This is a genomic window from Kitasatospora sp. NPDC058115, assembly GCF_042884635.1.
GTDB lineage: Bacteria > Actinomycetota > Actinomycetes > Streptomycetales > Streptomycetaceae > Kitasatospora.
In genome coordinates, this window is record NZ_JBHVTL010000019.1 from 95,948 (window position 1) to 120,283 (window position 24,336).

The window sequence follows — 24,336 nt, forward strand, 5'->3', positions numbered from 1 at the left end:
GAGCCCCCAACAGGCCGTTTGCACGCCGGGCTTGATCACTTCATCCGCTGGTCAGGTAAGGCTTACCTGCGTGACAGATGCCACGGGTGAGGCCTGGATCACGGCTTGTCCTGCCGGAAGTAATTACGCAACACTGGTGTTGTGAAAAACATGCGCGAGCACTCCACGCAGCAGGAGGCCGAGTCGGCCCCCGGCTGCGCCGTGCCCGCGACGGCGGCCGAGGTCCTGCTGGACGGCCACCGGGCCACCCGGGACCGGGTCGCCCGCTCCATCCTGGACCACGGTCCGTCCTCCGCCGCCGACCTGGCGAGCAGGCTCGGCCTCACGGCCGCCGCCGTCCGCCGTCACCTGGACGGCCTCACCGCCGCCGGTCTGGTCGAGTCCCGCGAGCAGCGGGTCTACGGCAGCCGCGGCCGGGGCCGCCCCGCCAAGGTCTTCGCCCTCACCGACGCCGGCCGGGACGCCTTCTACCAGGAGTACGACCAGCTCGCCGCCGACGCCCTGCGCTGGATCTCCGACTCGGTCGGCGGCGGCAAGGCCGGCGAGGAGGCGGTCGCCGCCTTCGCCCGCGCCCGGTTCGGCCGGCAGGCGGAGAAGTACCTGGAAGCCCTGCGCACCGCCGGGGCGGCGGAACGCACCGAGGCACTCGCCCAGGCACTCAGTGCCGACGGGTACGCTGCCACGGTGCGGCGGGTCCCGTCGGCCGCGGCGAAGGCCCCGGCGGGCGCCCAGCTCTGCCAGCACCACTGCCCGGTCGCGCACATCGCCGAGCAGTTCCCGCAGCTCTGCGAGGCGGAGACCGAGGTCTTCTCCCAGCTGCTGGGCACCCATGTGCAACGGCTGGCCACCATCGCCCACGGCGACGGGGTCTGCACGACCTATGTGCCGGCACCCGGTGCCGCATCGTCGCCCGCCCTGCGCACCGCCGCGGGCCGGGACACCGGTGCCGCGCCGACTGCCGGTACGTCCACCGATGATTCAGCGTCCGCGCGTTAGGAAGCCCGCATGACTGACACCGTTTCGCACCCCGAGCTCGAAGGCCTCGGCACTTACGAGTACGGCTGGGCCGACCCGGACGTGGCCGGCGCCGCCGCCAAGCGCGGACTGAACGAGGACGTCGTCCGCGACATCTCGGCCAAGAAGAACGAGTCCGAGTGGATGCTGAACCTGCGTCTCAAGGGCCTCAAGCTGTTCGGGAAGAAGCCCATGCCGACCTGGGGCTCCGACCTGTCCGGCATCGACTTCGACAACATCAAGTACTTCGTCCGCTCCACCGAGAAGCAGGCCGAGTCCTGGGAGGACCTGCCGGCGGACATCAAGGCGACGTACGACAAGCTGGGCATCCCGGAGGCGGAGAAGCAGCGCCTGGTCGCCGGTGTCGCCGCCCAGTACGAGTCCGAGGTCGTCTACCACCAGATCCGCGAGGACCTGGAGGAGCAGGGCGTCATCTTCCTGGACACCGACACCGCGCTGCGCGAGCACCCGGAGCTGTTCAAGGAGTACTTCGGCACCGTCATCCCGGCCGGCGACAACAAGTTCGCCGCGCTGAACACGGCCGTGTGGTCCGGCGGCTCCTTCATCTACGTGCCGAAGGGTGTCCACGTCGACATCCCGCTGCAGGCCTACTTCCGGATCAACACCGAGAACATGGGCCAGTTCGAGCGGACGCTGATCATCGTCGACGAGGACGCCTACGTCCACTACGTCGAGGGCTGCACCGCGCCGATCTACTCCTCCGACTCGCTGCACTCGGCGGTCGTGGAGATCATCGTCAAGAAGGGCGGCCGCTGCCGCTACACGACCATCCAGAACTGGTCGAACAACGTCTACAACCTGGTCACCAAGCGCGCCGTGGCGTACGAGGGCGCGACCATGGAGTGGATCGACGGCAACATCGGCTCCAAGGTCACCATGAAGTACCCGGCCGTCTACCTGATGGGCGAGCACGCCAAGGGCGAGACCCTGTCCATCGCCTTCGCCGGCGAGGGCCAGCACCAGGACGCCGGCGCCAAGATGGTCCACATGGCGCCGAACACCTCCTCGAACATCGTCTCCAAGTCGGTGGCCCGGGGCGGCGGCCGCACCTCGTACCGCGGTCTGATCGAGATCGGCGAGGGCTCCAAGGGCGCCAAGTCCAACGTGCTCTGCGACGCGCTGCTGGTCGACACCATCTCGCGCTCGGACACCTACCCGTACGTGGACGTCCGCGAGGACGACGTGTCCATGGGCCACGAGGCGACCGTCTCCAAGGTCAGCGAGGACCAGCTCTTCTACCTGATGAGCCGCGGCATGACCGAGTTCGAGGCCATGGCGATGATCGTCCGCGGTTTCGTCGAGCCCATCGCGCGCGAGCTGCCGATGGAGTACGCGCTGGAGCTGAACCGGCTGATCGAGCTGCAGATGGAGGGGTCCGTCGGCTGACCCGCCGACCGCCCCGCCGTCCATCGACACTTTTTGAGGAAGAGAGCGCAACGAACAGCCATGGCTGACGTTCAGAACAACACCGGCTCCACCACCGCCGGTTCGATCGAGGTCGGCACCGCCGGCGCCGGCGCCCAGCTGGCCGGCCCCGGCACCGGCCGGGACAGCGTCCGGCAGCCGATCGACGCCCGCGTCGCGGTCGCGCCGTCCTTCGACGTCGCGGACTTCCCGGTGCCCACCGGCCGCGAGGAGGACTGGCGGTTCACCCCGCTGCACCGCCTCGGCGGCCTGCACGACGGCACCGCCGTCGACGCCGAGAAGGGCGAGGACAAGGTCGAGCTGAGCCTGCCCGAGGGCGTCACCGCCGAGACCGTCGGCCGGGACGACGCCCGCCTCGGCAAGGCCGGCAAGCCGGTCGACCGGGTCGCCGCGCAGGCGTTCAGCGCCTTCGAGCAGGCGCTCGTGGTCACCGTCCCCCAGGAGACGGCGCTCACCGAGCCGGTGCGGATCGACGTGCACGGCGAGGGCGGCACCCGCTTCGCGCACGTGGTCCTCGACGTCAAGCCGTTCGCCGAGGCCGTCGTGGTGCTGAACCACACCGGCACCGGCACCCGGGCCGCCAACGTCGAGCTGCTGCTCGGCGACGGCGCCAAGCTCACCTTCGTCTCGGTCCAGGACTGGGACCGCGACGCCGTGCACGTCGCCCAGCAGACCGCGCTGATCGGCCGCGACGCCTCGCTGAAGTCCGTCGTCGTCACCTTCGGCGGCGACGTGGTGCGCCTGCACCCGCGGGTCGGCTACGCCGCGCCCGGCGGCGAGGCCGAGCTGTTCGGCCTCTACTTCGCCGACGCCGGCCAGCACCTGGAGCACCGTCTGGTCATCGACCACGACACCCCCCACTGCCGCTCCAACGTCGTCTACAAGGGCGCGCTGCAGGGCCAGGACGCGCACGCCGTGTGGATCGGCGACGTGCTGATCCGCGCCGCCGCCGAGGGCACCGACACCTACGAGCACAACCGCAACCTGGTGCTCACCGACGGTGCCCGGGTCGACTCGGTGCCGAACCTGGAGATCGAGACCGGCGAGATCGTCGGCGCCGGCCACGCCTCCGCCACCGGCCGCTTCGACGACGAGCAGCTCTTCTACCTTCAGGCCCGCGGCATCCCGGCCGACGAGGCCCGCCGCCTGGTGGTGCGCGGCTTCTTCGCCGAGCTGGTCCAGCAGATCGGCGTCGCCGAGATCCAGGACCACCTCATGGAGAAGATCGAGGCCGAGCTGGAAGCGGCGGTCTGACCCCGATGAGCTTCCTTCGCGCCTGCGCGCTGAGCGAACTGGCTGAGGACGTGCCCAAGCGCGTCGACCTCAACGGCGTGCCGGTGGCCGTCGTCCGCACCGACGAGGGGGTGTTCGCGATCAACGACATCTGCTCGCACGCGAACGTCGCGCTCTCCGAGGGCGAGGTCGAGGACTGCATGATCGAGTGCTGGCTGCACGGCTCCAGCTTCGACCTGCGCACCGGCAAGCCCTCCGGCCTGCCCGCCACCAGGCCGGTCGCTGTCTACCCCGTAAAGATCGAAGGGGACGATGTGCTCGTCTCCGTCAACCAGGAGTCCTGAGTACACATGGCTACCCTTGAAATCCGCGACCTGCACGTCTCCGTCGAGGCGGAGAACGGCCCCCGGGAGATCCTGAAGGGCGTCGACCTGACCGTGAAGCAGGGCGAGACCCACGCCATCATGGGTCCGAACGGCTCCGGCAAGTCCACCCTGGCCTACTCGCTGGCCGGCCACCCCAAGTACACCGTCACCGGCGGCTCCGTCCTGCTGGACGGCGAGGACGTCCTGGAGATGTCCGTCGACGAGCGCGCCCGGGCCGGCGTCTTCCTCGCCATGCAGTACCCGGTCGAGGTCCCCGGCGTCTCGGTCTCCAACTTCCTGCGCACCGCCGCCACCGCCGTCCGCGGCGAGGCCCCCAAGCTGCGCACCTGGGTGAAGGAGGTCAAGGAGGCGATGGCCGCCCTCCAGATGGACCCGGCCTTCGCCGAGCGCAACGTCAACGAGGGCTTCTCCGGCGGTGAGAAGAAGCGCCACGAGATCCTCCAGCTGGAGCTGCTCAAGCCGCGGATCGCGATCCTCGACGAGACCGACTCCGGCCTGGACGTCGACGCGCTGCGGGTCGTCTCCGAGGGCATCAACCGCGTTCGTTCGACCGGGGAGGTGGGCACCCTGCTGGTCACCCACTACACCCGCATCCTGCGCTACATCAAGCCCGACCACGTCCACGTCTTCGCGGGCGGCCGCATCGTCGAGTCCGGCGGTGCCGAGCTGGCCGACAAGCTGGAGGAGGAGGGCTACGAGGCCTACGTGAAGGGTGGCGCGTCCGAGTGATCCATACGCACGAGTCGCACGGGTCGGTGGTCCTGCCGGGCCTGCTCGACACCGACGCGATCCGCAAGGACTTCCCGGTCCTGCAGCGCCTGCTGCACGACGACAAGCAGCTCGTCTACCTGGACAACGCGGCCACCTCGCAGAAGCCCCGCCAGGTGCTCGACGCGCTGAACGCCTACTACGAGCGGCACAACGCCAACGTCCACCGCGGCGTGCACGTGCTCGCCGAGGAGGCCACGGCGCTGTACGAGGGCGCCCGGGACAAGGTCGCGGCGTTCGTCAACGCGCCGAGCCGCGACGAGGTGATCTTCACCAAGAACGCCTCCGAGTCGCTCAACCTGGTCGCCAACATGCTCGGCTGGGCCGACGAGCCGTACCGGGTCGACAAGGACTCCGAGATCGTCATCACGGAGATGGAGCACCACTCCAACATCGTGCCGTGGCAGCTGCTGGCGCAGCGCACCGGCGCGAAGCTGAAGTGGTTCGGGCTGACCGACGAGGGCCGGCTCGACCTGTCGAACATCGACGAGCTGATCACCGAGAAGACCAAGGTGGTCTCCTTCACCCTGGTCTCCAACCTGCTCGGCACCGTCAACCCGGTCGAGGCGATCGTGCGCAAGGCACAGGACGTCGGCGCCCTGGTCGTGATCGACGCCTCGCAGGCCGCGCCGCACATGGTGCTGGACGTGCAGGCGCTGGAGGCCGACTTCGTCGCCTTCACCGGTCACAAGATGCTGGCCCCGACCGGCATCGGCGTGCTCTGGGGTCGCCAGGAGCTGCTGGAGGACCTCCCGCCGTTCCTCGGCGGCGGTGAGATGATCGAGACCGTCACCATGGGCTCGTCCACCTACGCCCCGGCGCCGCACAAGTTCGAGGCCGGCACTCCGCCGATCGCCCAGGCGGTCGGTCTCGGCGCGGCCATCGACTACCTGTCCGGCATCGGCATGGAGCGGATCGCCGCCCATGAGCACGCCATCACCGCGTACGCGGTCGAGCGGCTGCTGGAGGTCCCGGACCTGCGGATCATCGGCCCGCGCACGGCCGTCGACCGCGGTGCGGCGATCTCGTTCACGCTGGGCGACATCCACCCGCACGACGTGGGCCAGGTGCTCGACGAGCAGGGCATCGCGGTGCGCGTGGGCCACCACTGCGCGCGGCCGGTCTGCCTGCGGTACGGAATTCCGGCGACCACCCGGGCGTCGTTCTACCTGTACTCGACGCCGGGCGAGGTCGACGCGCTGGTCGACGGCCTGCACCACGTCCGGAACTTCTTCGGCTGACGGGACGGGGCAACGCGACCATGAAGCTCGACTCGATGTACCAGGACATCATCCTGGACCACTACCGCAACCCGCACGGCAAGGGGCTGCGCGACGGTGACGCCGAGGTGCACCACGTCAACCCGACGTGCGGCGACGAGATCACCCTGCGGGTGAAGCTCGACGGCGCCACCGTCACGGACGTCTCCTACGAGTCCCAGGGCTGTTCGATCAGCCAGGCCAGTGCCTCGGTGCTGAACGACCTGGTGGTCGGCAAGAGCGTGGGCGAGGCGCAGGCGGTCCAGGAGGCCTTCCTGGAGCTGATGCAGAGCAAGGGCCAGGCCGAGGGGGACGAGGAGGTGCTGGAGGACGCCGTCGCGTTCGCCGGCGTCTCCAAGTACCCGGCCCGGGTCAAGTGCGCGCTGCTCAGCTGGATGGCCTGGAAGGACGCCACCGCCAAGGCCCTCGCCGAGCACCCCGCCGTCACCGACTGACACCGCAGAGGAGGACACCCACCATGAGCGACGAAACCACCTCCCCCGCGGAGGAGACCGCGTCCGGCCCGGTCGGCACCAGCGCCGGCACCGTCTCCGTCGAGGACCTGACCGAGGCCCTGATGGACGTCGTCGACCCCGAACTGGGCATCGACGTCGTCAACCTCGGCCTGATCTACGGCGTCCACATCGACGAGTCCGACGTGGCCACCATCGACATGACCCTCACCTCGGCGGCCTGCCCGCTGACCGACGTGATCGAGGACCAGGCGAAGACCGCCACCGACGGTCTCGTCCAGGACCTGCGGATCAACTGGGTCTGGATGCCGCCGTGGGGCCCGGACAAGATCACCGACGACGGCCGCGAGCAGCTGCGCGCCCTCGGCTTCAACGTCTGAGGCCTGCCGTTCCCGGGCGGCCCCTTCCCCTCGTCCGGGGGGAAGGGGCCGCCCGCGTTTCAGCTGCCTGCGGCCTCGGCGGCGGCCTTCGCGACCAGCTCGCCGATCCGGTCGACGGCGGTGGAGGGGCCGGGGAAGAACCGGTTCCTGGTCAGCGCGAAGGCGATCCCGGTCGCGGTGTCGGCGTACGCCGCGCTGCCGCCCATGCCGGGCATGCCGAAGGTGCTGAGCGTCCGCTGCGGGTCCGCCCCGGGCCGGCCGAGGTTCCAGCCCAGCGCGCGCGGCACCGGGAAGCCGATCAGCTGGTCGACCTCGGCCGTGGCCAGGGCCGTGATCGCGCGCAGCCGCTCCTCCGACACCAGCCGGACGCCGTCCACCTCACCGAGCAGCGCGGCGTACATCCTGGCCACCGCGCGGGCGGACATCGTGCCGCCCGAGGGGATGTCCGAGGTGAGCACCACGGGGTCGTTGCCGTACGCGGCGCTGGGCGTCACGGCGGGCGGCGTGGCCCTGAACAGCGGCAGGTCGGCGGGCATCGCCGCCATCACCTCGGCGGAACCGGGCGCGTCCTCAAGCCGCGCGAGCCGCCCGAGCTCGGTCTCCGGGACGCCGAGGAACAGCTCGTCGGCGATGCCCAGCGGCTGCGCCACCTCCTCCCGGAGCACCCGCGAGACCGGCTTGCCGGTGGCCCGGCGCACGATCTCGCCCATTACGAAGCCCCAGGTCATCGCGTGGTAGCCGGTCCTGGTCCCGGGCTCCCACCAGGGCTCGGAACCGGCGATCAGCGCGCACATCCCGTCCCAGTCCGCGAGGTCCCGCACCGTGAGCCCGGCCGGCACCGCCGGGACGCCGAGCGAGTGCGTCAGCGCGTGGCGCACGGTCGCCCCGTGCTTGCCGTGCGCCCCGAACTCGGGCCACAGCTCCACGATCGGCTGGTCGTACCCGATCACCCCGCGCTCCGCCAGCACGTGCACCACCGTCGCGGTCACCCCCTTCCCGGTGGAGGCGCTGTAGAACGGCGTGTCCGGGCCGACCGCCCGCCCGCTCCCCGGATCGGCGACCCCCGCCGCGACGTCCACCACCAGCTCCCCGTGCCGGTACACCGCGACCTGGACGCCCAGCTCCTCGCCCGACTCCACCATCTCGTCGACGACCCGCTGCACGAGCTCCTGCATCCCGCTCTCCTCCTCGGCCGCGGCGCGCCCGTGCGCACCGCTCACCCTCGGGTCGCCACCGAGGGGGAGATCTCGACATGCGGTGCTCTCGTCCCCAGCAGGGCGGCGCGTGCGCGCGCGACGCCTCGTGCCGTTGTCACGGAAGCACCGCCCTCTCGTGCTTGTACGAGGCCGGCGCAGGCCCGGCAGATCCCCGGTGCGGGCACCGGATCATGGCACTTGCCGCACTCGACGTAGCTGGCTTTCCGTCTCCCTTCCGCCGGCCGACAGGGCGGCATCTTGTGCTCCAACCGATAGCGGAGCACGGCCGCCGCCGAATGCATCGGTGCGGGCAGTCCCGGCAACAGGGCGTGCGCCAGGTCGGCCGCGGTGCAGCCGCGCGCCAACCACTGCCCCACCAGCGGCGCCAGTTCCCGCGCCTCGGCCTCGCCCAGACGCAACCGTGGCTCGGCCCGGATCACGCGGAACAGGGTGTCCACCGCCTCCCGCCCGCTGTCGTCGGCCGACTCCGACGGGAGGGTGGGTTCTTGGCACCGGTCCTTGACAACAGGACTGCCAGCGCCGCCGGTTGGCGGCCCACCGGACGCCGGGAGGGTGACACCCGGCCGGGCAAGCTGCGGGGTGTCGTAGACGTGCGCCTCGCTGCGGAGGGTGCCGTCGGGCAGCCGGATCTTCTCGACGTGGTAGTACCCGGCGTCGGTGAGCTCCTTCAGGGCCTTGCGGACGGCCCCACGCCCCTGCGGACTGGTGTCGGCCATGTGCCGCCCGTCCTCCCGCCACCCATCGGGCCGGGAGAGCAGGTCCGCGAGCAGACCGCGGGCGGTGTAGCTCAACTTCCGGTACTGCAACACGAAGTTGGGCAACACGGTGAAGTTGCGCACGTGGGCGCTACGATGGATACGCATGGGAGTGTCTGCTCCTGTTGCCGGACCCCGGGGTGTTGGTAGCACCGCCGGGGTCGCATTTTTCTCTCTGCGCACGGAACGTACCACGCCATTTGACGCAGCGTGAGGAATTCGTGACTACCTGATAGGATTCAAGGCTCCACCTCCTTGAACAGTGCCGCAGCTCGCACTGCGGTGCCCGAGGACCAGGCCCCGGTGCTGAACAGTCCCAAGGCCGCAATGCCCAGGCCCAACCCGGCCACCATCCACCACACTCCGCGCTCCGTGCTGCTGAACGCCGTCCCGCCGTGAGGCAAGGCCGACCCCACGATCGTTCCGGAGATCGCGACGCCCAGTGTGGTGCCGGTCTGCCGGCCGGCGGAGGTCAACGAGGCGGCCAGCCCGGCCATCGAGCGAGGCATTCCGGAGACCGCCGTGTTGGTGATCGGCGGGTTGACGGTGCCCAGGAAGAAGCCGAACAGTGCGTAGATCGAGAGCACGGTCGGCAGCGGGGTCGTCGGTCCGACCCAGACGGACGCGCCGCCGCCCAGCGCCAGCGCGCCCCCGGAGAGCACCAGCGGCAGCCTGGGACCGTGGGTGGCGACCAGCCGTCCTGTGAACGGGGAGAGCGCGATGACCAGCGTCCCGACGGGGAGCAGGCACAGCCCGGTCGTCAGCGCCGACATGCCGCGCACGCCCTGCAGGTACTGGGTGGTCACGAACAGGAACGCACCGAACCCGCACAGGGCGAAGAGCGCCATCAGGATCGCTGAGCTGAACGGCACGCTGCGGAACAGGCGTAGCTCCAGCAGCGGGTCGACCCGGCGTGGTTCGTATCCCAGGACCCCGAGCACGCCGAGCACGGCCACGGCGAGCAGGCCCAGGACGACCGGTGAGGACCAGCCCAGTTCCTTGGATTCGGTGATCGCGAAGACGACGCTGCCGAGGACCAGGATCGTCAGGAGCTGGCCCACCGGGTCGAATCGGCGCGCCCGCGGTGCGCGCGACTCGGGTACGAACAGGGTGGTGAGCACGGCCACGGTGGCCACGATCGGTACGTTGATCCAGAAGACGGAGTGCCAGCCGAGGCCATCGACCAGGGCGCCGCCGATGATCGGGCCGAGCGTCAGGGACAGGCCGGTCATCGATCCGAACACGCCGATGGCCCGGGCCCGTTCGGCTGGATCGGAGAACGTGTCGGCGACGATCGCCAGCGCCACCGGGTTGAGCATCGTGCCACCGACGGCTTGCAGCGTACGCGCCGCGATCAGCCAACCGATGCTCGGCGCCAGGCCGCACAGCAACGAGCCGACCCCGAAGGCGGCCAGCCCGATCCGGAAGACGCGCCGGCGGCCGACGCGGTCCGCGGTGGACCCGGCCAGCACCAGGAATCCGGCCAGCGTCAGGGTGTAGGCGTCGACCGTCCACTGCAGGTCGGACACCGAGGCGTGCAGGTCCCGATGGATGGACGGCAGTGCGACGTTGACGATGGAGATGTCCATCACCACGACGATCACGCTGGCGCAGCAGATCGCGAGCACCAGGAGTCGGCGGTGAGGACCGAGCACGGGTATGGGGTCGGTCATGTTCAAGGACGCTAGGTTCTAGAGCGTGGTCGAAGTCAACCAACAACGTGCCGAGCCCGTACCCGAGACGGGGCTGAGCATCGCCGAGGCTGCTCGCCGTACCGGAGTGAGCGCGCACACCCTGCGCTATTACGAACGCGCCGGCCTGGTCGTCAGCCCCGTCCACCGCACCCACGGCGGCCGGCGCCGCTACCGCGAGTTCGACCTGGAGTGGATCACCATCTGCACCAGGCTCCGAGCGACCGGCATGCCCATCAAGGGCATCCGCCGCTACGCCGAACTCGTCGCGGCGGGCCGGGGCAACGAAGGCGAGCGATTGGCCTTGCTCGAATCGCACCACGACGAGGTGCTCGCCAGGATCGCCGAACTCCAGGAGGACCTGAAACTCATCGCTCACAAGGTCGACGTCTACCGGGGCCGGCTCGCCGCCGGCGACGCCGACCAGCTCTGGGCGCCCCACCGCACACCGGCGAGCCGTACGGCGTCGCCGGGGGCCGACCGGTCGCCGTGATCCCGTCGGCGGACCACCGCCGGACCAAGGTCAAGCCGGCCTTCGGAGCGGAGTTCGACCGTCTTCACGACGCCGCCATCAGCGAGTTGCTGCGCCGTGCTGACCACCTGTTCGCCGTGTGGGACGGCAGGCCCGGCAGCGGGCGCGGGGGGACCGCTGACACTGTCACCGCAGCCCGTGCCGCCCTCAGCCGGCCGCCGCCCCGAAACGGAGGTTTCGGGGCGGCGGTGTTTTTGCTGGCCAGGGGTGCTTGGAGGGGCAGGCGACGGCCGCGCGGAGGACCGTGGCGATCTCCGGCGGCAGGAGGTTGATCGGGTCGAGCGCCTCGGTGGTCAGCGGGATCTCCTCCAGGAGGTACTCGCCCCGGCCTTCCTGGCTGAACTCGGGACCGCTGCGGTCCTCGAAGCTCCACTTCTCGATGGTGGCGAGGTAGAAGTCCTGGCGCTCGCCGTCGCCCTCAACGGTGTGGAGCAGGCCGACGATCTCCGCCTCGCCCCCGACCTCCTCCCGCACCTCGCGCACCAGCGCCTCCTCGGGCCCGGCGTCGGTCGGCTCGACCCTGCCGCCGACGATCACCCAGTACGGGTCGACGCCGGGGCGGATGCGTTTGATCAGCAGCAGGGTGCTGTGAGGAGTGAGGAGGACGGCCCGGACTCGGTGCTGCATGGCGCCTTCTTCCTGGGTGGGGCGGGTTCCTTCTGCTCAACGGCCCGGAGGCTTGGGGGTTCCAGGTGTCGGCCGCGTGCCGGTGCACGCGGCCGACACGGAGAGAGTGGCGTGCACGACCTTGCCACGCGGCCAGGGGATCACGCCCCATCGCTGCCGGGTGAGCTGATCGACCAGGAGGAGTCCTCGGCCGGACTCGGCATCCGGGTCGGCATCGATCAGCACCGGCAGGATCGCCGACCCGTCCGCGACCAGCAGTCGCACGGTGTCGCCGGTTGCATGCCGGATGCCGACCAGCATGGACGTCCGGCAACCGGTCCTCGCTGCATTGCCCACCAGCTCGGACATGACCAACTCGGCGTCGTCGATCAGTTGCGGCAGCTTCCACTCGGTGAGCTTGGCGCGGACCAGGAGGCGGGCAGTGCGGGCCGACGCGGGGGTGTACGGCAGCCGGAGGGTGGCCGGGCCCGATGTGCGCGTGAGCGCGGGGCGTCGGCGATGGATCATCAGCATGCAGCCACTGTCGCGAAGCCGTCACCGTTCGTGAACGGGCGGGCTGTATCACTTCCAGAAGTCGTACCGGTGTCGAGTGAGACGCTTCGTATCACTCCTGGCTGATGATGACGGAGGTTCCGAGGATCGCCGAGAGCTTGCGCAGCTTCGCCGTGGTGGCGCTGCCCGCGCTCGCCTTCTGTGCGATCACCCCGGGCAGCCCCTGGTGCCGCGCCCATCCGGGGGCGGCCGAGCACACGTCGAGCAGGGTGTCCAGGGCGGTGTCCGACTGCCGCGTCTCGGCTTGCGCGAGCGCCACGTCGAGCATCATCCGGTTGCGCGCGGACGGGGTGAGCGAGCTCATGTCGGCGAGCGACTCGAACAGGCCCAACGCCCGTGCCGGACGGTTGGTCGAGACGGAGATCCCGATCGCCTGGGCGGTGACCGTCGTGGGCCCGAACGCCGTGCCGTTCACCCGGACGTCCCGGCCCATCCGGGCCGCTACCGCATACCCTTGCGACAGCAGATCGTCGGCGCTGTCCACGTCCCCCTGGCGGGTGGCGACAACGGCCGCGAAGGTCACGTGCCACCCGTAGGTGGCGAGCATTCCGAGATCCCGATCTCCGTATCTGGGCTCGATGGACTCGTACGACAGGCGCGCGGTCTCCTCCGCCTGGTCGAGCCGGGCATCCCGCAGGTAGATCCACGACCGGCCGGAGGCGACCATGGCCGAGCGGACGGTGTCCCCGGCGCGGTCGGCCTCGTGCTGGGCGTGACCGATTCCGGCGTATGCCAGATCGCGGGCGCCGAACTGGTTCGCCACGTAGGCGGCCAGCCGGTACGCGTCCGCGAGGACGCCTGATGCCGTGCTCCTCTGCTCGGCCGGAGTGGCCTCCAGCGTGGCGGCGGCTTCGCGCAAGGCCGGGGCGACCCGGACTCCCGCGCCCAAGTAGTCGCCGGAGCGGTAGGTCTCCCATGCGGCGGCGAGTCCGGCAGCGAGTTCGGCGGGGGACGGGGGCTGCACATCGACGCCGACACCGGCGGCGGTGTCGTGGACGACGCGGGACAGCTCGCGCATCATGGCCCGGTCGGCGCCCTGCATCGCACGGCGCGGGGCTTGTTGGCCGAGGATCACCGAGACATCCGTGTGCAGCGCGGCCGAGATCCGCAGCAGCGTCTGGAGGCTGCCACCGAGGTTGCGTTCCGCCTTGCGGATGGTGGCCACGGACAGGCCGGATGCTTCGGCGAGCTGTTCCTGTGTCATGTCGGGCCCGCGAAGGAGCTTGATGCGCTCGCCAGTGGTGTAGTCGGTCCACTGAGTCATCCCTGGTCCCCTTCCGGGTGCACCGCCGTACTCGGAAGGTACCCGTTCCCAGGGGCAGGCAGAGGTGCTTCGGTTCTCGCCGTGCCACGGCGCCGGGCGGCACGTGGCCGGGCCGGGGGCGGGCACCCGCCGGGAGGCGGGTGGGGGTGGAGGGTGGGGGACGGCGGGAGGGCTGCTCGGCGAGGCGGATGATGCGCGGGAAACGCCGCTGCCCGGGACTTCGGGGGAAGTCCCGGGCAGCGGCGTTGCGGTCAGCCGTGCTTGGGCTTGCGGGCGACGGCGAGGGCGAGGGTGGCGCAGAGGAGGGCGGCGAGGAGGGTGAAGCCGCTGGTGGCGGGGAGGAGGCCGTAGACCTGGACGAGGGCGCCCACGGCGACGATGGGGAGGGAGGAGCCGAGGTAGATGATGATCCAGAGGGAGGAGAGTTCGGAGCCCCTCCGTTCGGGGTTCATCGCGGCGACGGCGGTGGTGAACAGGGAGCGGAAGGCGATGCCCTGGCAGGCGCCGCCGAGGACGCTGCCGATGAAGAGGAGCGCGGGGGTGCCCGTGTACTGGGCGGTGACCACCAGGGCGAGGCCCGCGGCGAGGCCGGCCATGCCCAGGGCGATCACCAGCCGGTCCGCGGTGGGCGGGACGAGGAGCTGGGCAACGGCCGAGGAGCCGAGCAGCAGGGCCGCGACGACGGCGCCGACCAGCTTGGAGTCAGTGTGCAGCAGCTTGGCGGCGAAGGCCGGGGCCAGGCTGAGGTAGACGCCGAACACCGCGTAGGAGATGAAGCCGGCCGAGGCGGCGAGCAGGAAGGGGCGGCGGCCGGTGAGCGGCAGCCGGGGGCGCTGGGGGCGCAGGTGGGCCGGGGTGGTGATGCGGGGCGGGGACGCCGGGGGGCGGTTGCGGCCGGGCATGCGGGGGTGGACCAGCGCGAGCGGCACGCAGAGCGCGAGCAGGGCGATGGAATGCAGCAGGAACGGGCTGAGCAGCGGGTCGGCGCCGCCGGCCAGCAGGGCGCCGATCACCGGCCCGAGGGCGACGCCGCCCGCCGAGCAGGCCAGGGTGATCTTGGCGGCCCGGGCCGGGTGGTCCGGCATCAGGTCGCCGAGGGCGGCTCCGGCGGCGCCCGTCGACAGGCCCACCGCGATGCCCTGGACGGCGCGCCCGGCGGCGAGCTGCCAGAAGCTGCCCGAGGTCGCGAACACGACGTCGCCGACGGCGGACAGTGCCACGGCGGGCAGGATCAGGGCGCGTCGGCCGAGGTGGTCGGACCAGTGGCCGACCACGGCCAGCACCGGGACCAGGGCGAACACGTAGATCGCGAAGAGGATCGTGGTGTCCAGCGCGGTCAGGTGCAGCTGCTGCTGGAGCAGCGAGTAGATCGGCGTGGCCAGGTTGGCCCCGATCAGCATGAGGAGCAGGGCGGCGGCGACGAGGCCGACGCGTACTCCGCGCAGCGCGTTCCAGCGGCTGATCGCGGAGAGCTGGAGCTGGGCGCGTGGCGCGAGCTCCAGGGGAAGCAGGGCCTCCGACAGTCGGCGTCCGTCGAACTGCGCGGTGCGCAGGCCGGAGCCGGCGGGGGAGAGGTCCGCCATGGCAGGGATCTCCTGTGGCCGGGCACCACCCGGGTCGGCGGGGTGTGCCGGCGCGCCCGTCCTGGCGGCGCTGTGGTGGTGGCCTCGGTGCGGGCTCCCTGGTGGAGCGGGTGAGCTTGAAGAGGGGGGCTACGTTGCCCGTCGGCGCGCGCGGGGTTGTGCGCGGTACCGACTTCGAAGGATAAGGGGTGGGCGCACGGTTGCGGCGCGCGCCCCTTGAGGCCGGGCGTCCGGGGTGCCCGGCCTATACGCTGAGGTGGTGGACCGGTGACGCGGAGGTGATCTCCGCGGGCCCCGGCCCGGCTGACCGCTCGGCGTAGGGAGAACGCGCAACGATGGCCGCACGACGTCGTAGGAACGCCGACACCCCGGCGGCGGGTGCGCCGGGCGAGGGCGCGGTGCTGCCCGCCGACCTGGAGCTGCAGGATCTGTACGGGGCGTTCGCCGCGCACGGGCTGGACGACGACGACCTGGACGACGCGGCCGTGCTGGTGCCGCCGGTCACCCTGCCGTCCGAGGCGGAGCTGGCCGAGCAGGCGAAGGCCGTCCCGATGATCGGCTGGGCACTGCAGCTGGCCCGCTGGACGGCCCCGCACCGTGCGGTGGACGAGTTCGGCGACCTCGCCGGCCCGGACCGGGCCCCGGCCGCCCGGCTGCTGGGCCTGGCCCCCGAGCAGGGGGACGCGCCGCAGGAAGCGGTGGTCGAGGCGATGCGCGCCTGGTCGCTGGCCTGCGACCTCGACCTCGTCGAGATCGGCACCACGGCGGCGGGCGAGCACGTCGCGATTCCCGGCCCGGACCTGGAGCAGGCCGAGGCGGGCGACGCCGAGACCGTCCTGGAGCTGTGGCTGACCGCCGCCGGGATCGTCCGGGAGCTGGCGGTGGAGGCGGACTCCCAGGAGCTGGAGTCCGCCGAGGACGCGGTGGAGGCGGACGAGGCGGACGAGGACGGCCTGAACGAGGTCGAGGACGCCCGCGACGAGGCCGCCGAGCTGCTCGACGAGGCGCTCCAGGTGCTGTACGAGACCACCGCCTTCGCCGAGCCGGGCAACGAGACGGTGCCGCTGGGCGTGCTGGCCGCGCTGCTGGTGGTCCCGGAGGGCGAGGAGCCGAGCGACGAGCTGCTCGGTGACATCACCGATGTGATGGTCGCCCTGGACCCGATGCTCGCCGACCTCGCCGAGCTGGGCGTGCTGGAGTACCGGCCGATCGACCCGGAGCTCTTCGACGAGGAGGAGGGGGAGGACGAGCGGGCGGAGCCGACGGAGCTGGACGAGGCGGAGTCCGCCCGGTTCGGGCTGGTCCGGCTGACCCCGCTGGGCCAGTACGGCATCCGCCAGTGGCTGCTGGAGGACGGCTACGACGCGCCGCTGGTCGGTGACCTGGCCCGGGGCGACGCGGCCGAGCTGCTCCGCGGGATCAGCGAGGCCGCCAACGTGCTGCCCGAGGAGGAGCTGAAGGTCTGGGTGGCCGGCCGGGAGCCGGTGGCGGCGGCGCGCGAGCTGCTCGCGGCGGCGCGCGGCACCGACGCGTACGCCCCGATGCGGCGGCTGCTCTGCCACTCGGCGCTGAGCCTGCTCGGCGCGCCCGCCGAGCCGGCCGCCCGGGAGGTGCTGGACGACCCGGAGCTGGGCGGCGGCGCGCGGGCCTGGCTGGTGTCGCTCGGGGTGGCGGACGTGCCCGTGCCGGACCGGGCGATGGCGCTGTGGACGGTCGTGGACGCCTTCGCGGCCCAGCTGCTGGACACCGGTGGCGATCCGGACCAGCTGCGCGACCTGGTCACCGAGCTGCCGGTGACGGACGAGCCGGTGGGCTACTTCGGCGAGCTGTGGCGGGTCGAGCACCCCTACACGGCGGACGTGCTGGAGGCGGTCGGCGAGCTGCATCCGGACCGGGCGGTGGCCAAGGAGGCCCGCAAGGCGGCGTTCAAGGCGCGCTCGCGGGGCTGAGGCGCGTCCAGGGGCCGGGCCCCTGGGGGCGGGCTCCCGGCGCCGGGCTCCCGGGGCCGCCGAGCCCGCCGTCAGTTCGGCAGGTCGAGCGAGCCGTCCTCGGTGAAGGCGAAGAACGGGTTGTGGGCCAGCTCCCAGAGGTGGCCGTCCGGGTCCTCGAAGTACCCGGAGTAACCGCCCCAGTCGGTGGCGGCCGGGGCCTTGACCACGATGGCGCCGGCCGCCACCGCCGTCCCCAGGGCGGCGTCCACCAGCGCCGGGGACTCCAGGTTCACGGCGAGGGTGACGCCGCGGAACGCCGGTTCGCCGGCGGACGGCACGCCCGCGTCGGCGGCCAGCTCGTCGTGCGGGAAGAGGCCGAGCACCGAGTCGGCGGTGCGGAACCAGACGATCGAGGGACTGGAGGCGGCGGAACGGCGCCAGCCGAGCGCCTCGTAGAAGCGGGCGCTGCGGTCGAGGTCGGTCACACCGAGGGTGACGATGCTGAGCCGGGCCGGGAAGGACGTGGTCGCTGTCATGCCCGCCAGCCTAGGGAGGGGGACCGACAGCGGCGCCCCGGACGGGGCCGTCCGGTGGGGCACCCGATCGGCCCGGCGGGCAAAGGGCCTGATGACCCGGCAGTTCGGGGCACGTATCGTTGCCCGGGTGTCGACGGCGCGGTGCCGACGGCGCGGCGGGACGGCGAGGACAGGGGGTGCGACGCGGGTGACGCGGGCGAGCGGAGGGGGCCGGGACGGCCGGTACGGGGACGGTGCGGGGACGGTGGACCCGTACGACCACCCGGGGGAGCCCCTGGACGGGCGTCCGGACGGATCCGGGACCGGCGACCTGGAGGAGTTCCTCGCCGTCCAGGAGGAGCTCGCCCGCCGCACCCTCGTCGCGGCCGACTTCCCGGTGTACGGCGTCGTGTCCGTGCCGGACCTCGGCGGCGCGGCGCTGGTCGCCTACGGCGCGGACGGCGGCGCGCCCGGCTGGGTCGAGGTCGGCTTCGGCGACTGGACCTCGCCGCAGGGCCCGTACATCACCGTGCGCACCCACCGGCCGGGCGCCGACCGGTACGAGCCGCTGCCGGAGCTGGAGGACGTCGTCGAGGACGAGCGCGACCGGGTCTACGAGCAGCTCGGCGTCGACGAGGGCGACACCCCCGGCCGGGTCCGGGCGCTGCGCGAGTGGATCACCGTGGACGGCGTGGCCTGCGCGCTGGAGGTGCACGAGGACCGGCGCGGCCCGTGGTCCGGCGCGGCGCTGCCCGGCTGCTGCCCGATCGCCGGGGCCGAGCCGGTCTGGGCGGGCCGGTTCCGGGTGGACGGGCTGACCGTCACGGTCTGCGGGCGCGGCGTGCCGCCGGGCGGCGTCGATCTGGCGCGGCTCCGCGACCACGAGCACTGTCTGAGCGGCCGCACCGCGCTGCTGCGCGAACTGGCCGTGCGCCGCGGCCGGCACCTGCCGGTGGAGCGGCGCGAGCTCACCCCGGTCACCGGGCTGGAGGCGCACCGGGCGGTGATCTCCCACGGCATAGCCGAGGCCGCCGCCGTGGAGGCGCGGCTGCGCTCCGGACGCCCGCCCCGCCCGCCCCGGGGGGCGCGCGCCGAGGCGGGCGCGGTGCGCTGGGAGGCGGCGGTGCGCCAGCAGATGCGGCTGGCCTCGGAGAGCCGGACGGAGGCGGCCGAGGCGGTCGCCGCGATGGTCGAACAGCTCGGCCGGCTCTCCCAGTTGACGCACTGGGTGGTGGGCACGCCGGAGGGCGACGCGGCGGTCGAGGAGTCGATCCGGTACACGGTGTTCGCCAGCGAGGTGGCGAGCGTGCCGGCGCAGCGCGCCTGGCAGCAGGTCCGGGCCGGGGAGCGCGGGGAGCACGGGATGGGCGAGCGGCTGTGGCTGGCGGCCTGGGAGCAGTGGCGGACGGCGCGGACCGGCGGACGCTGAGCCGACGGGCTGACGGGCCGGCGGGCGCCGGGCCGGCGGGCGGTCGGAGGCCGAACGGCGGGTGACGGCGGGCCGACCCGCGGTGTGACCAGTGGTGACGGGGCAAAGGGTGGGTCATGGGTTCGCATAAGGTCGGCAAATGACCACTCCGACGAGGCGTCCGCTTCACCGGCCGTTCACCGGGCGGGCCGAGTCTGCTGGGCGTCGACGACCACCTCGACACCTCGCACGGCCTCGCACCGGGGAGCTCCCCGGTCGGCGGCCCACCCCTCAGGAGTGACTGCCATGTCGCTGTCCCGCCGGGACTTCGTGAACCGTTCCACCATCGTCGGGGCCGGCGTTCTGATCGCCGGCAGCGCCGAGGCCCTGGCCAGCGCGCCGGGCGCGATCGCCGCTCCGGCCGGTGGCGAGGTGCCGGTCGCCGAGGCCGCCGCCGCCGAGCGCGTCGCCGTCGGCTACGGCCAGCTGGTCGCCGACCCGGAGGGCCTGCTCGCGCTGCCCAAGGGCTTCAAGTACAAGGTCCTGAACCGCGCCGGCGTCAGCAAGCTGCGCACCGGTGAGTTCACCCCGAGCAACCACGACGGCACCTCGGCGTTCGAGGACGAGCGCGGCGGCAACCTGCTGGTCGTCAACCACGAGCTGGGCGGCGCCCGCGCCAACTGGCCGAACCCGGTCCCGCTGACCGAGGGCCACGTCTACGACCCGGGCGCGGCCGGCGGCTGCACCATCGTGCACGCCAAGGCCAACGGCAAGGTCGAGCAGTGGGTCGGCATCGCCGGCACCGCCACCAACTGCGCCGGTGGCGTCACCCCGTGGGGCACCTGGCTGTCCGGCGAGGAGACCGAGGACAAGGCCGGCAAGAACGGCTTCACCAAGGACCACGGCTACATCTTCGAGGTCGACCCGTTCGACGACGACTACAACCGCGACCCGCAGCCGGTCAAGGCGTTCGGCCGCTTCGCCCACGAGGCCGTCGTCGTCGACCCGAAGCGCGGCCACGTCTACCTGACCGAGGACGCGGGCAACCCCAACGGCCTGCTGTTCCGCTGGACCCCGCCGGCCGGCTTCAAGCACGGCCGCTACCAGCTGCGCAAGCTGGCCGCCGACGCCGGTGTGCTGGAGGCCTTCAAGGTCTTCGACGCCCAGGGCAAGTTCATCGACGACCTGTCCCGCGCCACCAAGGTCGGCACCACCTACGGCGTGGACTGGGTCAAGGTCGGGGACCGCGACGCCAAGACCGTCTCCATCCGCAAGCAGTTCAAGGACGGCGAGGTCACCCGCGCCCGCAAGCTGGAGGGCATGTGGTGGGGTGACGGCGGCTTCTACTTCGTCTCCAGCTTCGCCCGCTCCGAGAGCCCGGTGCAGCACGACGGCCAGGTCTGGTTCTACAACCCGGCCCGCCGCACCATCACCCTGAAGGTCCTGCTGGGCGTCAACACCGACGTCTGGGGCGACCACGACAACTTCGACGGCCCGGACAACATCACCGTCTCGCCCTACGGCGGCATCGTGATCGCCGAGGACGGCGAGGGCGTCTCGCACCTGTTCGGCGCCACCGAGGACGGCCTGACCTACGCCATCGCCCGCAACGAGCTGAACATCGGCACCGCCGAGAAGCCCGAGTTCAGCGAGTTCACCGGCGTCACCTTCTCGGACGACGGCAAGACCCTCTTCGCCAACATCCAGACCCCGGGCATCCAGCTGGCCATCACCGGCCCGTGGCACCGCCTGAACGAGCACAAGCGCGGCCAGGGCTACGGCGCCTGATCCCGATCGCCGAGCAGAGGGGCCCGTTCCCCGGAACGGGCCCCTCTCACGTGTCCGCGGGCAGCCGCAGCTGGAGCATGGCGAGCAGCCGCTGCTGCGGCTGGGCCAGGTCGATGCCGGTCAGCTGCTCAGCGCGGCGGACCCGGTAGCGCAGGGTGTTCGGGTGGATGTGCAGGGCGTCCGCCGCGACCCGGACCTCGCCGAGCGCGTCCAGCCAGGCCAGCACCGACTCGGCGAGCCGGGTGCCGTGCCGCCGGTCGTACTCGGCGAGCGCGGTCAGCCGCGGGTCGCGCAGGCCGCCGCGCTCCTGGAGCAGCGCCAGCATCTCGCTGACCAGCACCTCCGCCTGGACGTCGATCAGCGCCGCGACCTCCAGGTCCACCCCGCCGCGGCCCATCGCGTCCAGGATCCGGTCCGCCTGGGCGCGCGACTCGGGCACCAGGGCGAGGCCCTCCACCGTCGAGCCGATCGCCGCGCGCAGCGGGACGCCCAGGTGGTCGCGGGCCGCCTCGACCACCTCCTGCGCCCAGTCGCGCACGGTGGTCATCGGCAGGTTGGCGGGCAGCTCGGGCAGCAGCACGTAGACCCGGGACTCGATCGGCGCGAGCAGCGCGGCGCGGTGCCGGGCCGCGGTGTGCACCGAGATCAGGCCGGTCACCTCGGCCCGGGTCAGCTGCTCGGTGGTGCCCGCGCTGTACGCCAGCACGGTCGCCGGGCGGCGCAGGTCGAGGCCGAGGTGGGTGGCGAGCGACTGCGGGCCGGTGGAGCCCTCCAGCAGGCCGGTGAGCAGGGTCTGGGTCAGCCGGACGTCCGCGGACAGCTCCCGGCGCCGGCGCACCAGCTGGGCCGCGGCGACCCGGGCCGCGCCGACCAGCGCCTGCTCGGCGAGCGGTGCGAGCGGCTGGGAGCCCTCCTGGACCCAGATGGTGCCCAGCGGCTGGGCGCCGGCCCGGATGCCGATCGCCAGCCGGCGGCGCAGGCCCAGCTCCGGGTGCGGGTCGACCGCGAGGGCGGTGTCCGAGGTGCGCAGGTGCTGGAAGACGCCCCATTCGCGGAGCTTGGAGAGGTACGGCTCGGGGCCCTGCCAGCCGAGGATGGAGAGCCGGCGCAGGTCGTCGACCTCGTCGGAGTCGGAGGAACGGGAGTAGGCGAGCACCCGGCTGGAGGTGTCCTCGATCGAGACGATGCCGTTGGTGAGGACGGCGACGGTCTGGGCGAGCGAGAAGAGGTCGCCGGCGTTGTGCTCGCCGCTGCCGGGCGCGTCCGGGGCGTCCGGCCCGGCGATGATCGCCCGGGCGAGCGAGTCGAGGTGCTCCCAGCGGGTCTCCCGGCGCACCGAGAGCAGGGCCACGCCCGCCTCGGTGGCGGCCTCGCGCAGCGCGTCGGCCTGCCCGGGGGCGTCCAGCTTGACGGCCACCGCGGCGGCCCCGGCCCGCCCGGCGGCGCGCAGCGCCGGGAGCGCGGCCCGGCCGCGGGCGCCGATGGCGAGCACCAGCTCGCCGGCGGCGGCGGTCGGAGGGTCCTCGGGGTCGAGGATGGCGACGTCGCGCACCGGGACGTCCAGCCCGTTCGGTGCGGCCTGGAGCTCGACGAGCGGCTCGCCCAGCGACATCAGCAGCTGCCGGAGCGGGAGGCCGGGGGTGGTCATACGGGCCTCCTCGGGGCGGCCGGGGCGCTCGCACCCCGATCCTTCATCCGGGCGGACAACGCCGTCCGGATGATTTTAGCCGTCCGGCCAATCAAGCGGGGGCCGGTGCAGGAATAGCGTTCGTCATGTGGCCGGCGTGCGACCCGCGCCGGCATCCCCCCGCAAGAAACGAAGGAGAGCGTGCGCTCATGGACGCTGTGACCCAGGTCCCCGCGCCGGTGAACGAGCCGGTCCACAGCTACGCCCCGGGCAGCCCGGAACGGGCCCGTCTGGAGGCCAAGCTGAAGGAGCTGGGCGGCCAGGAGCCGGTCCAGCTGACCATGACGATCAACGGTGAGCGCCGGATGGGCGGCGGCACCGAGTTCCACGTCGTCCAGCCGCACAACCACGCGGCTCGGCTCGGCACCCTGCGCAACGCCACCCAGGCGGACGCGCAGGAGGCCATCGACTCTGCCCTGGCCGCGGCCCCGGCCTGGCAGGCGCTCTCCTTCGACTCCCGCGCCGCGATCTTCCTGCGCGCCGCCGACCTGCTGGCCGGCCCCTGGCGCGAGACCCTGGCCGCCGCCACCATGCTCGGCCAGTCCAAGACCGCGCAGCAGGCCGAGATCGACACCCCCTGCGAGCTGGTCGACTTCCTGCGCTTCAACGTGCACTTCGCCCGCCAGATCATGGCCGAGCAGCCGCTCTCCTCGGACGGCGTGTGGAACCGCAGCGACCACCGCCCGCTGGAGGGCTTCGTCTACGCGATCACCCCGTTCAACTTCACCGCCATCGCCGGCAACCTGCCGACCGCCCCGGCGCTGATGGGCAACGTGGTGCTCTGGAAGCCCTCGCCGACCCAGCAGTTCGCCGCGCACCTGCTGATGCAGCTGCTGGAGGAGGCCGGTCTGCCCAAGGGCGTCATCAACATGGTGACCGGTGACGGCCTGGACGTCTCCGCCGTCGCGCTGAAGCACCCGGCGCTGGCCGGCATCCACTTCACCGGCTCCACCGCCACCTTCCAGCACCTGTGGCGCGAGGTCGGCACCAACATCTCCGGCTACCGCACCTACCCGCGGATCGTCGGCGAGACCGGCGGCAAGGACTTCCTGGTCGCCCACCCGTCCGCCGACCGGGCCGTGCTGAAGACCGCGATGACCCGCGGCGCCTTCGAGTTCCAGGGCCAGAAGTGTTCCGCCCTGTCGCGCGCCTACGTCCCGGCCTCGATCTGGGCCGAGCTGAAGGACGAGCTCCGCGACGAGGTCGACGGCCTCACCATGGGCGACGTCACCGACCTGTCCAACTTCATGTCGGCCGTCATCGACGACCGCTCCTTCGCCAAGAACAAGGCCGCGATCGACCGCGCCCAGGCCGACCCGGAGGTCGAGGTCCTGGCCGGCGGCACCTACGACGACTCGGTCGGCTACTTCGTCCGTCCGACCGTCCTGGTCTGCAAGGACCCGGCGAGCGAGTACTTCAAGGACGAGTACTTCGGCCCGATCCTGGCCGTGTACGTCTACGAGGACGACAAGTACGACGAGATGCTGGCGCAGATGGAGTCGGTGTCGGCCTACGGCCTGACCGGTTCGATCATCTCCCAGGACCGCGAGGCCGTGCAGCACGCGATGCACAAGCTGCGCTTCGCCGCCGGCAACTTCTACATCAACGACAAGCCGACCGGCGCGGTCGTCGGCCAGCAGCCCTTCGGCGGCGGCCGGGCCTCGGGCACCAACGACAAGGCCGGCGCGAAGCAGAACCTCGCGCGCTGGACCTCGACCCGCTCGGTCAAGGAGACCTTCGTCCCGCCGACGGACTACCGCTACCCGCACATGGGCTGAGTGCCCCACCGGGACCCCTTCGCGGTCCCCTGACGCCCCGGTCCCGCAG

General features: G+C 72.2%; 22 protein-coding genes. 13 read left to right on the forward strand and 9 right to left on the reverse strand.

The annotated features are described in order from the left end of the window. The first annotated feature begins 150 nt into the window (after positions 1-150). The 8 genes from ACFVVL_RS21025 to ACFVVL_RS21060 are packed head-to-tail and all read left to right on the forward strand — an operon-like array spanning position 151 to position 6,959. Positions 151-996 (forward strand): helix-turn-helix transcriptional regulator, encoded by an 846-nt coding sequence (locus tag ACFVVL_RS21025; RefSeq protein WP_380288512.1) that lies wholly within the window; start codon positions 151-153, stop codon positions 994-996. A 9-nt stretch (positions 997-1,005) separates the two neighbouring features. Then, on the forward strand, positions 1,006-2,421 hold the full coding sequence (gene sufB, locus ACFVVL_RS21030; RefSeq protein ID WP_350567561.1) for a Fe-S cluster assembly protein SufB: 1,416 nt from the start codon (positions 1,006-1,008) through the stop codon (positions 2,419-2,421). A 60-nt stretch (positions 2,422-2,481) separates the two neighbouring features. After that, positions 2,482-3,714 carry a Fe-S cluster assembly protein SufD gene (sufD, locus tag ACFVVL_RS21035; RefSeq protein WP_387677334.1) on the forward strand — a complete coding sequence of 411 codons (1,233 nt, stop codon included), beginning with the start codon at positions 2,482-2,484 and terminating at the stop codon, positions 3,712-3,714. Between the two features lie 5 nt (positions 3,715-3,719). After that, a complete protein-coding gene (locus ACFVVL_RS21040; RefSeq protein WP_380288508.1) occupies positions 3,720-4,037 on the forward strand; it encodes a non-heme iron oxygenase ferredoxin subunit in 318 nt (105 codons plus the stop codon). A gap of 6 nt (positions 4,038-4,043) precedes the next feature. Beyond that, entirely contained in the window at positions 4,044-4,808 is a 765-nt protein-coding gene (gene sufC / locus ACFVVL_RS21045; protein ID WP_380288506.1) for a Fe-S cluster assembly ATPase SufC, read from the forward strand. A 26-nt stretch (positions 4,809-4,834) separates the two neighbouring features. Next, the gene (locus tag ACFVVL_RS21050; protein ID WP_387677539.1) at positions 4,835-6,088 is read left to right on the forward strand and encodes a cysteine desulfurase; all 1,254 of its coding nucleotides are present in this window, start codon (positions 4,835-4,837) and stop codon (positions 6,086-6,088) included. A gap of 20 nt (positions 6,089-6,108) precedes the next feature. Beyond that, entirely contained in the window at positions 6,109-6,561 is a 453-nt protein-coding gene (gene sufU, locus ACFVVL_RS21055) for a Fe-S cluster assembly sulfur transfer protein SufU (protein WP_380288504.1), read from the forward strand. Between the two features lie 23 nt (positions 6,562-6,584). Then, a complete protein-coding gene (locus tag ACFVVL_RS21060; RefSeq protein ID WP_376088450.1) occupies positions 6,585-6,959 on the forward strand; it encodes a metal-sulfur cluster assembly factor in 375 nt (124 codons plus the stop codon). A gap of 59 nt (positions 6,960-7,018) precedes the next feature. On the opposite strand, the gene ACFVVL_RS21065 is transcribed toward ACFVVL_RS21060, so the two are convergent. The 3 genes from ACFVVL_RS21065 to ACFVVL_RS21075 form a co-directional block, all read right to left on the reverse strand. After that, the gene (locus ACFVVL_RS21065; protein WP_387677339.1) at positions 7,019-8,134 is read right to left on the reverse strand and encodes a serine hydrolase domain-containing protein; all 1,116 of its coding nucleotides are present in this window, start codon (positions 8,132-8,134) and stop codon (positions 7,019-7,021) included. 41 nt (positions 8,135-8,175) lie between these two features. Next, complete coding sequence (locus tag ACFVVL_RS21070; RefSeq protein WP_387677342.1) at positions 8,176-9,039, reverse strand: hypothetical protein; 864 nt, start codon at positions 9,037-9,039, stop codon at positions 8,176-8,178. Positions 9,040-9,170: 131 nt separating this feature from the next. Continuing rightward, positions 9,171-10,604 carry an MFS transporter gene (locus ACFVVL_RS21075; RefSeq protein WP_387677344.1) on the reverse strand — a complete coding sequence of 478 codons (1,434 nt, stop codon included), beginning with the start codon at positions 10,602-10,604 and terminating at the stop codon, positions 9,171-9,173. Between the two features lie 25 nt (positions 10,605-10,629). Between ACFVVL_RS21075 and ACFVVL_RS21080 the strand changes: the two genes are divergently transcribed. Continuing rightward, positions 10,630-11,115, forward strand: coding sequence for a MerR family transcriptional regulator (locus tag ACFVVL_RS21080; RefSeq protein ID WP_387677347.1), 486 nt, complete (start codon positions 10,630-10,632; stop codon positions 11,113-11,115). 186 nt (positions 11,116-11,301) lie between these two features. On the opposite strand, the gene ACFVVL_RS21085 is transcribed toward ACFVVL_RS21080, so the two are convergent. From ACFVVL_RS21085 to ACFVVL_RS21100, 4 genes are all read right to left on the reverse strand, one after another. Further along, positions 11,302-11,781 (reverse strand): NUDIX domain-containing protein, encoded by a 480-nt coding sequence (locus ACFVVL_RS21085; RefSeq protein WP_387677349.1) that lies wholly within the window; start codon positions 11,779-11,781, stop codon positions 11,302-11,304. A 36-nt stretch (positions 11,782-11,817) separates the two neighbouring features. Then, a complete protein-coding gene (locus ACFVVL_RS21090; protein ID WP_387677352.1) occupies positions 11,818-12,294 on the reverse strand; it encodes an ATP-binding protein in 477 nt (158 codons plus the stop codon). A gap of 91 nt (positions 12,295-12,385) precedes the next feature. Next, on the reverse strand, positions 12,386-13,597 hold the full coding sequence (locus ACFVVL_RS21095; protein WP_387677355.1) for a helix-turn-helix domain-containing protein: 1,212 nt from the start codon (positions 13,595-13,597) through the stop codon (positions 12,386-12,388). 251 nt (positions 13,598-13,848) lie between these two features. After that, complete coding sequence (locus ACFVVL_RS21100) at positions 13,849-15,180, reverse strand: MFS transporter (protein ID WP_380288483.1); 1,332 nt, start codon at positions 15,178-15,180, stop codon at positions 13,849-13,851. A 335-nt stretch (positions 15,181-15,515) separates the two neighbouring features. Here ACFVVL_RS21100 and ACFVVL_RS21105 point away from each other — a divergent pair, with 335 nt between their 5' ends. Next, positions 15,516-17,129 (forward strand): hypothetical protein, encoded by a 1,614-nt coding sequence (locus tag ACFVVL_RS21105; protein ID WP_387677358.1) that lies wholly within the window; start codon positions 15,516-15,518, stop codon positions 17,127-17,129. A 71-nt stretch (positions 17,130-17,200) separates the two neighbouring features. On the opposite strand, the gene ACFVVL_RS21110 is transcribed toward ACFVVL_RS21105, so the two are convergent. Next, positions 17,201-17,647 (reverse strand): VOC family protein, encoded by a 447-nt coding sequence (locus tag ACFVVL_RS21110; protein ID WP_380288481.1) that lies wholly within the window; start codon positions 17,645-17,647, stop codon positions 17,201-17,203. 244 nt (positions 17,648-17,891) lie between these two features. Here ACFVVL_RS21110 and ACFVVL_RS21115 point away from each other — a divergent pair, with 244 nt between their 5' ends. Further along, positions 17,892-19,055, forward strand: coding sequence for a hypothetical protein (locus ACFVVL_RS21115; protein ID WP_380288479.1), 1,164 nt, complete (start codon positions 17,892-17,894; stop codon positions 19,053-19,055). A gap of 285 nt (positions 19,056-19,340) precedes the next feature. Next, positions 19,341-20,822 carry an alkaline phosphatase PhoX gene (locus ACFVVL_RS21120; RefSeq protein WP_387677361.1) on the forward strand — a complete coding sequence of 494 codons (1,482 nt, stop codon included), beginning with the start codon at positions 19,341-19,343 and terminating at the stop codon, positions 20,820-20,822. Between the two features lie 46 nt (positions 20,823-20,868). Here ACFVVL_RS21120 and ACFVVL_RS21125 read toward each other — a convergent pair whose 3' ends face one another. After that, entirely contained in the window at positions 20,869-22,470 is a 1,602-nt protein-coding gene (locus ACFVVL_RS21125; RefSeq protein ID WP_380288475.1) for a PucR family transcriptional regulator, read from the reverse strand. Between the two features lie 188 nt (positions 22,471-22,658). Between ACFVVL_RS21125 and pruA the strand changes: the two genes are divergently transcribed. Continuing rightward, entirely contained in the window at positions 22,659-24,287 is a 1,629-nt protein-coding gene (gene pruA / locus ACFVVL_RS21130) for an L-glutamate gamma-semialdehyde dehydrogenase (protein ID WP_380288473.1), read from the forward strand. Positions 24,288-24,336 lie beyond the last annotated feature (49 nt).

Bases quoted from the DNA above. Each gene is read 5' to 3' on its own strand.
- ACFVVL_RS21100 (WP_380288483.1), bottom strand. From the start codon at position 15,180: ATGGCGGACCTCTCCCCCGCCGGCTCCGGCCTGCGCACCGCGCAGTTC.
- ACFVVL_RS21095 (WP_387677355.1), bottom strand. From the start codon at position 13,597: ATGACTCAGTGGACCGACTACACCACTGGCGAGCGCATCAAGCTCCTT.
- ACFVVL_RS21105 (WP_387677358.1), top strand. From the start codon at position 15,516: ATGGCCGCACGACGTCGTAGGAACGCCGACACCCCGGCGGCGGGTGCG.
- ACFVVL_RS21075 (WP_387677344.1), bottom strand. From the start codon at position 10,604: ATGACCGACCCCATACCCGTGCTCGGTCCTCACCGCCGACTCCTGGTG.
- ACFVVL_RS21120 (WP_387677361.1), top strand. From the start codon at position 19,341: ATGTCGCTGTCCCGCCGGGACTTCGTGAACCGTTCCACCATCGTCGGG.
- pruA (WP_380288473.1), top strand. From the start codon at position 22,659: ATGGACGCTGTGACCCAGGTCCCCGCGCCGGTGAACGAGCCGGTCCAC.
- sufB (WP_350567561.1), top strand. From the start codon at position 1,006: ATGACTGACACCGTTTCGCACCCCGAGCTCGAAGGCCTCGGCACTTAC.
- sufD (WP_387677334.1), top strand. From the start codon at position 2,482: ATGGCTGACGTTCAGAACAACACCGGCTCCACCACCGCCGGTTCGATC.
- ACFVVL_RS21040 (WP_380288508.1), top strand. From the start codon at position 3,720: ATGAGCTTCCTTCGCGCCTGCGCGCTGAGCGAACTGGCTGAGGACGTG.
- ACFVVL_RS21125 (WP_380288475.1), bottom strand. From the start codon at position 22,470: ATGACCACCCCCGGCCTCCCGCTCCGGCAGCTGCTGATGTCGCTGGGC.
- ACFVVL_RS21070 (WP_387677342.1), bottom strand. From the start codon at position 9,039: ATGCGTATCCATCGTAGCGCCCACGTGCGCAACTTCACCGTGTTGCCC.
- ACFVVL_RS21060 (WP_376088450.1), top strand. From the start codon at position 6,585: ATGAGCGACGAAACCACCTCCCCCGCGGAGGAGACCGCGTCCGGCCCG.
- ACFVVL_RS21110 (WP_380288481.1), bottom strand. From the start codon at position 17,647: ATGACAGCGACCACGTCCTTCCCGGCCCGGCTCAGCATCGTCACCCTC.
- ACFVVL_RS21090 (WP_387677352.1), bottom strand. From the start codon at position 12,294: ATGCTGATGATCCATCGCCGACGCCCCGCGCTCACGCGCACATCGGGC.
- ACFVVL_RS21025 (WP_380288512.1), top strand. From the start codon at position 151: ATGCGCGAGCACTCCACGCAGCAGGAGGCCGAGTCGGCCCCCGGCTGC.
- sufC (WP_380288506.1), top strand. From the start codon at position 4,044: ATGGCTACCCTTGAAATCCGCGACCTGCACGTCTCCGTCGAGGCGGAG.
- sufU (WP_380288504.1), top strand. From the start codon at position 6,109: ATGAAGCTCGACTCGATGTACCAGGACATCATCCTGGACCACTACCGC.
- ACFVVL_RS21065 (WP_387677339.1), bottom strand. From the start codon at position 8,134: ATGCAGGAGCTCGTGCAGCGGGTCGTCGACGAGATGGTGGAGTCGGGC.
- ACFVVL_RS21085 (WP_387677349.1), bottom strand. From the start codon at position 11,781: ATGCAGCACCGAGTCCGGGCCGTCCTCCTCACTCCTCACAGCACCCTG.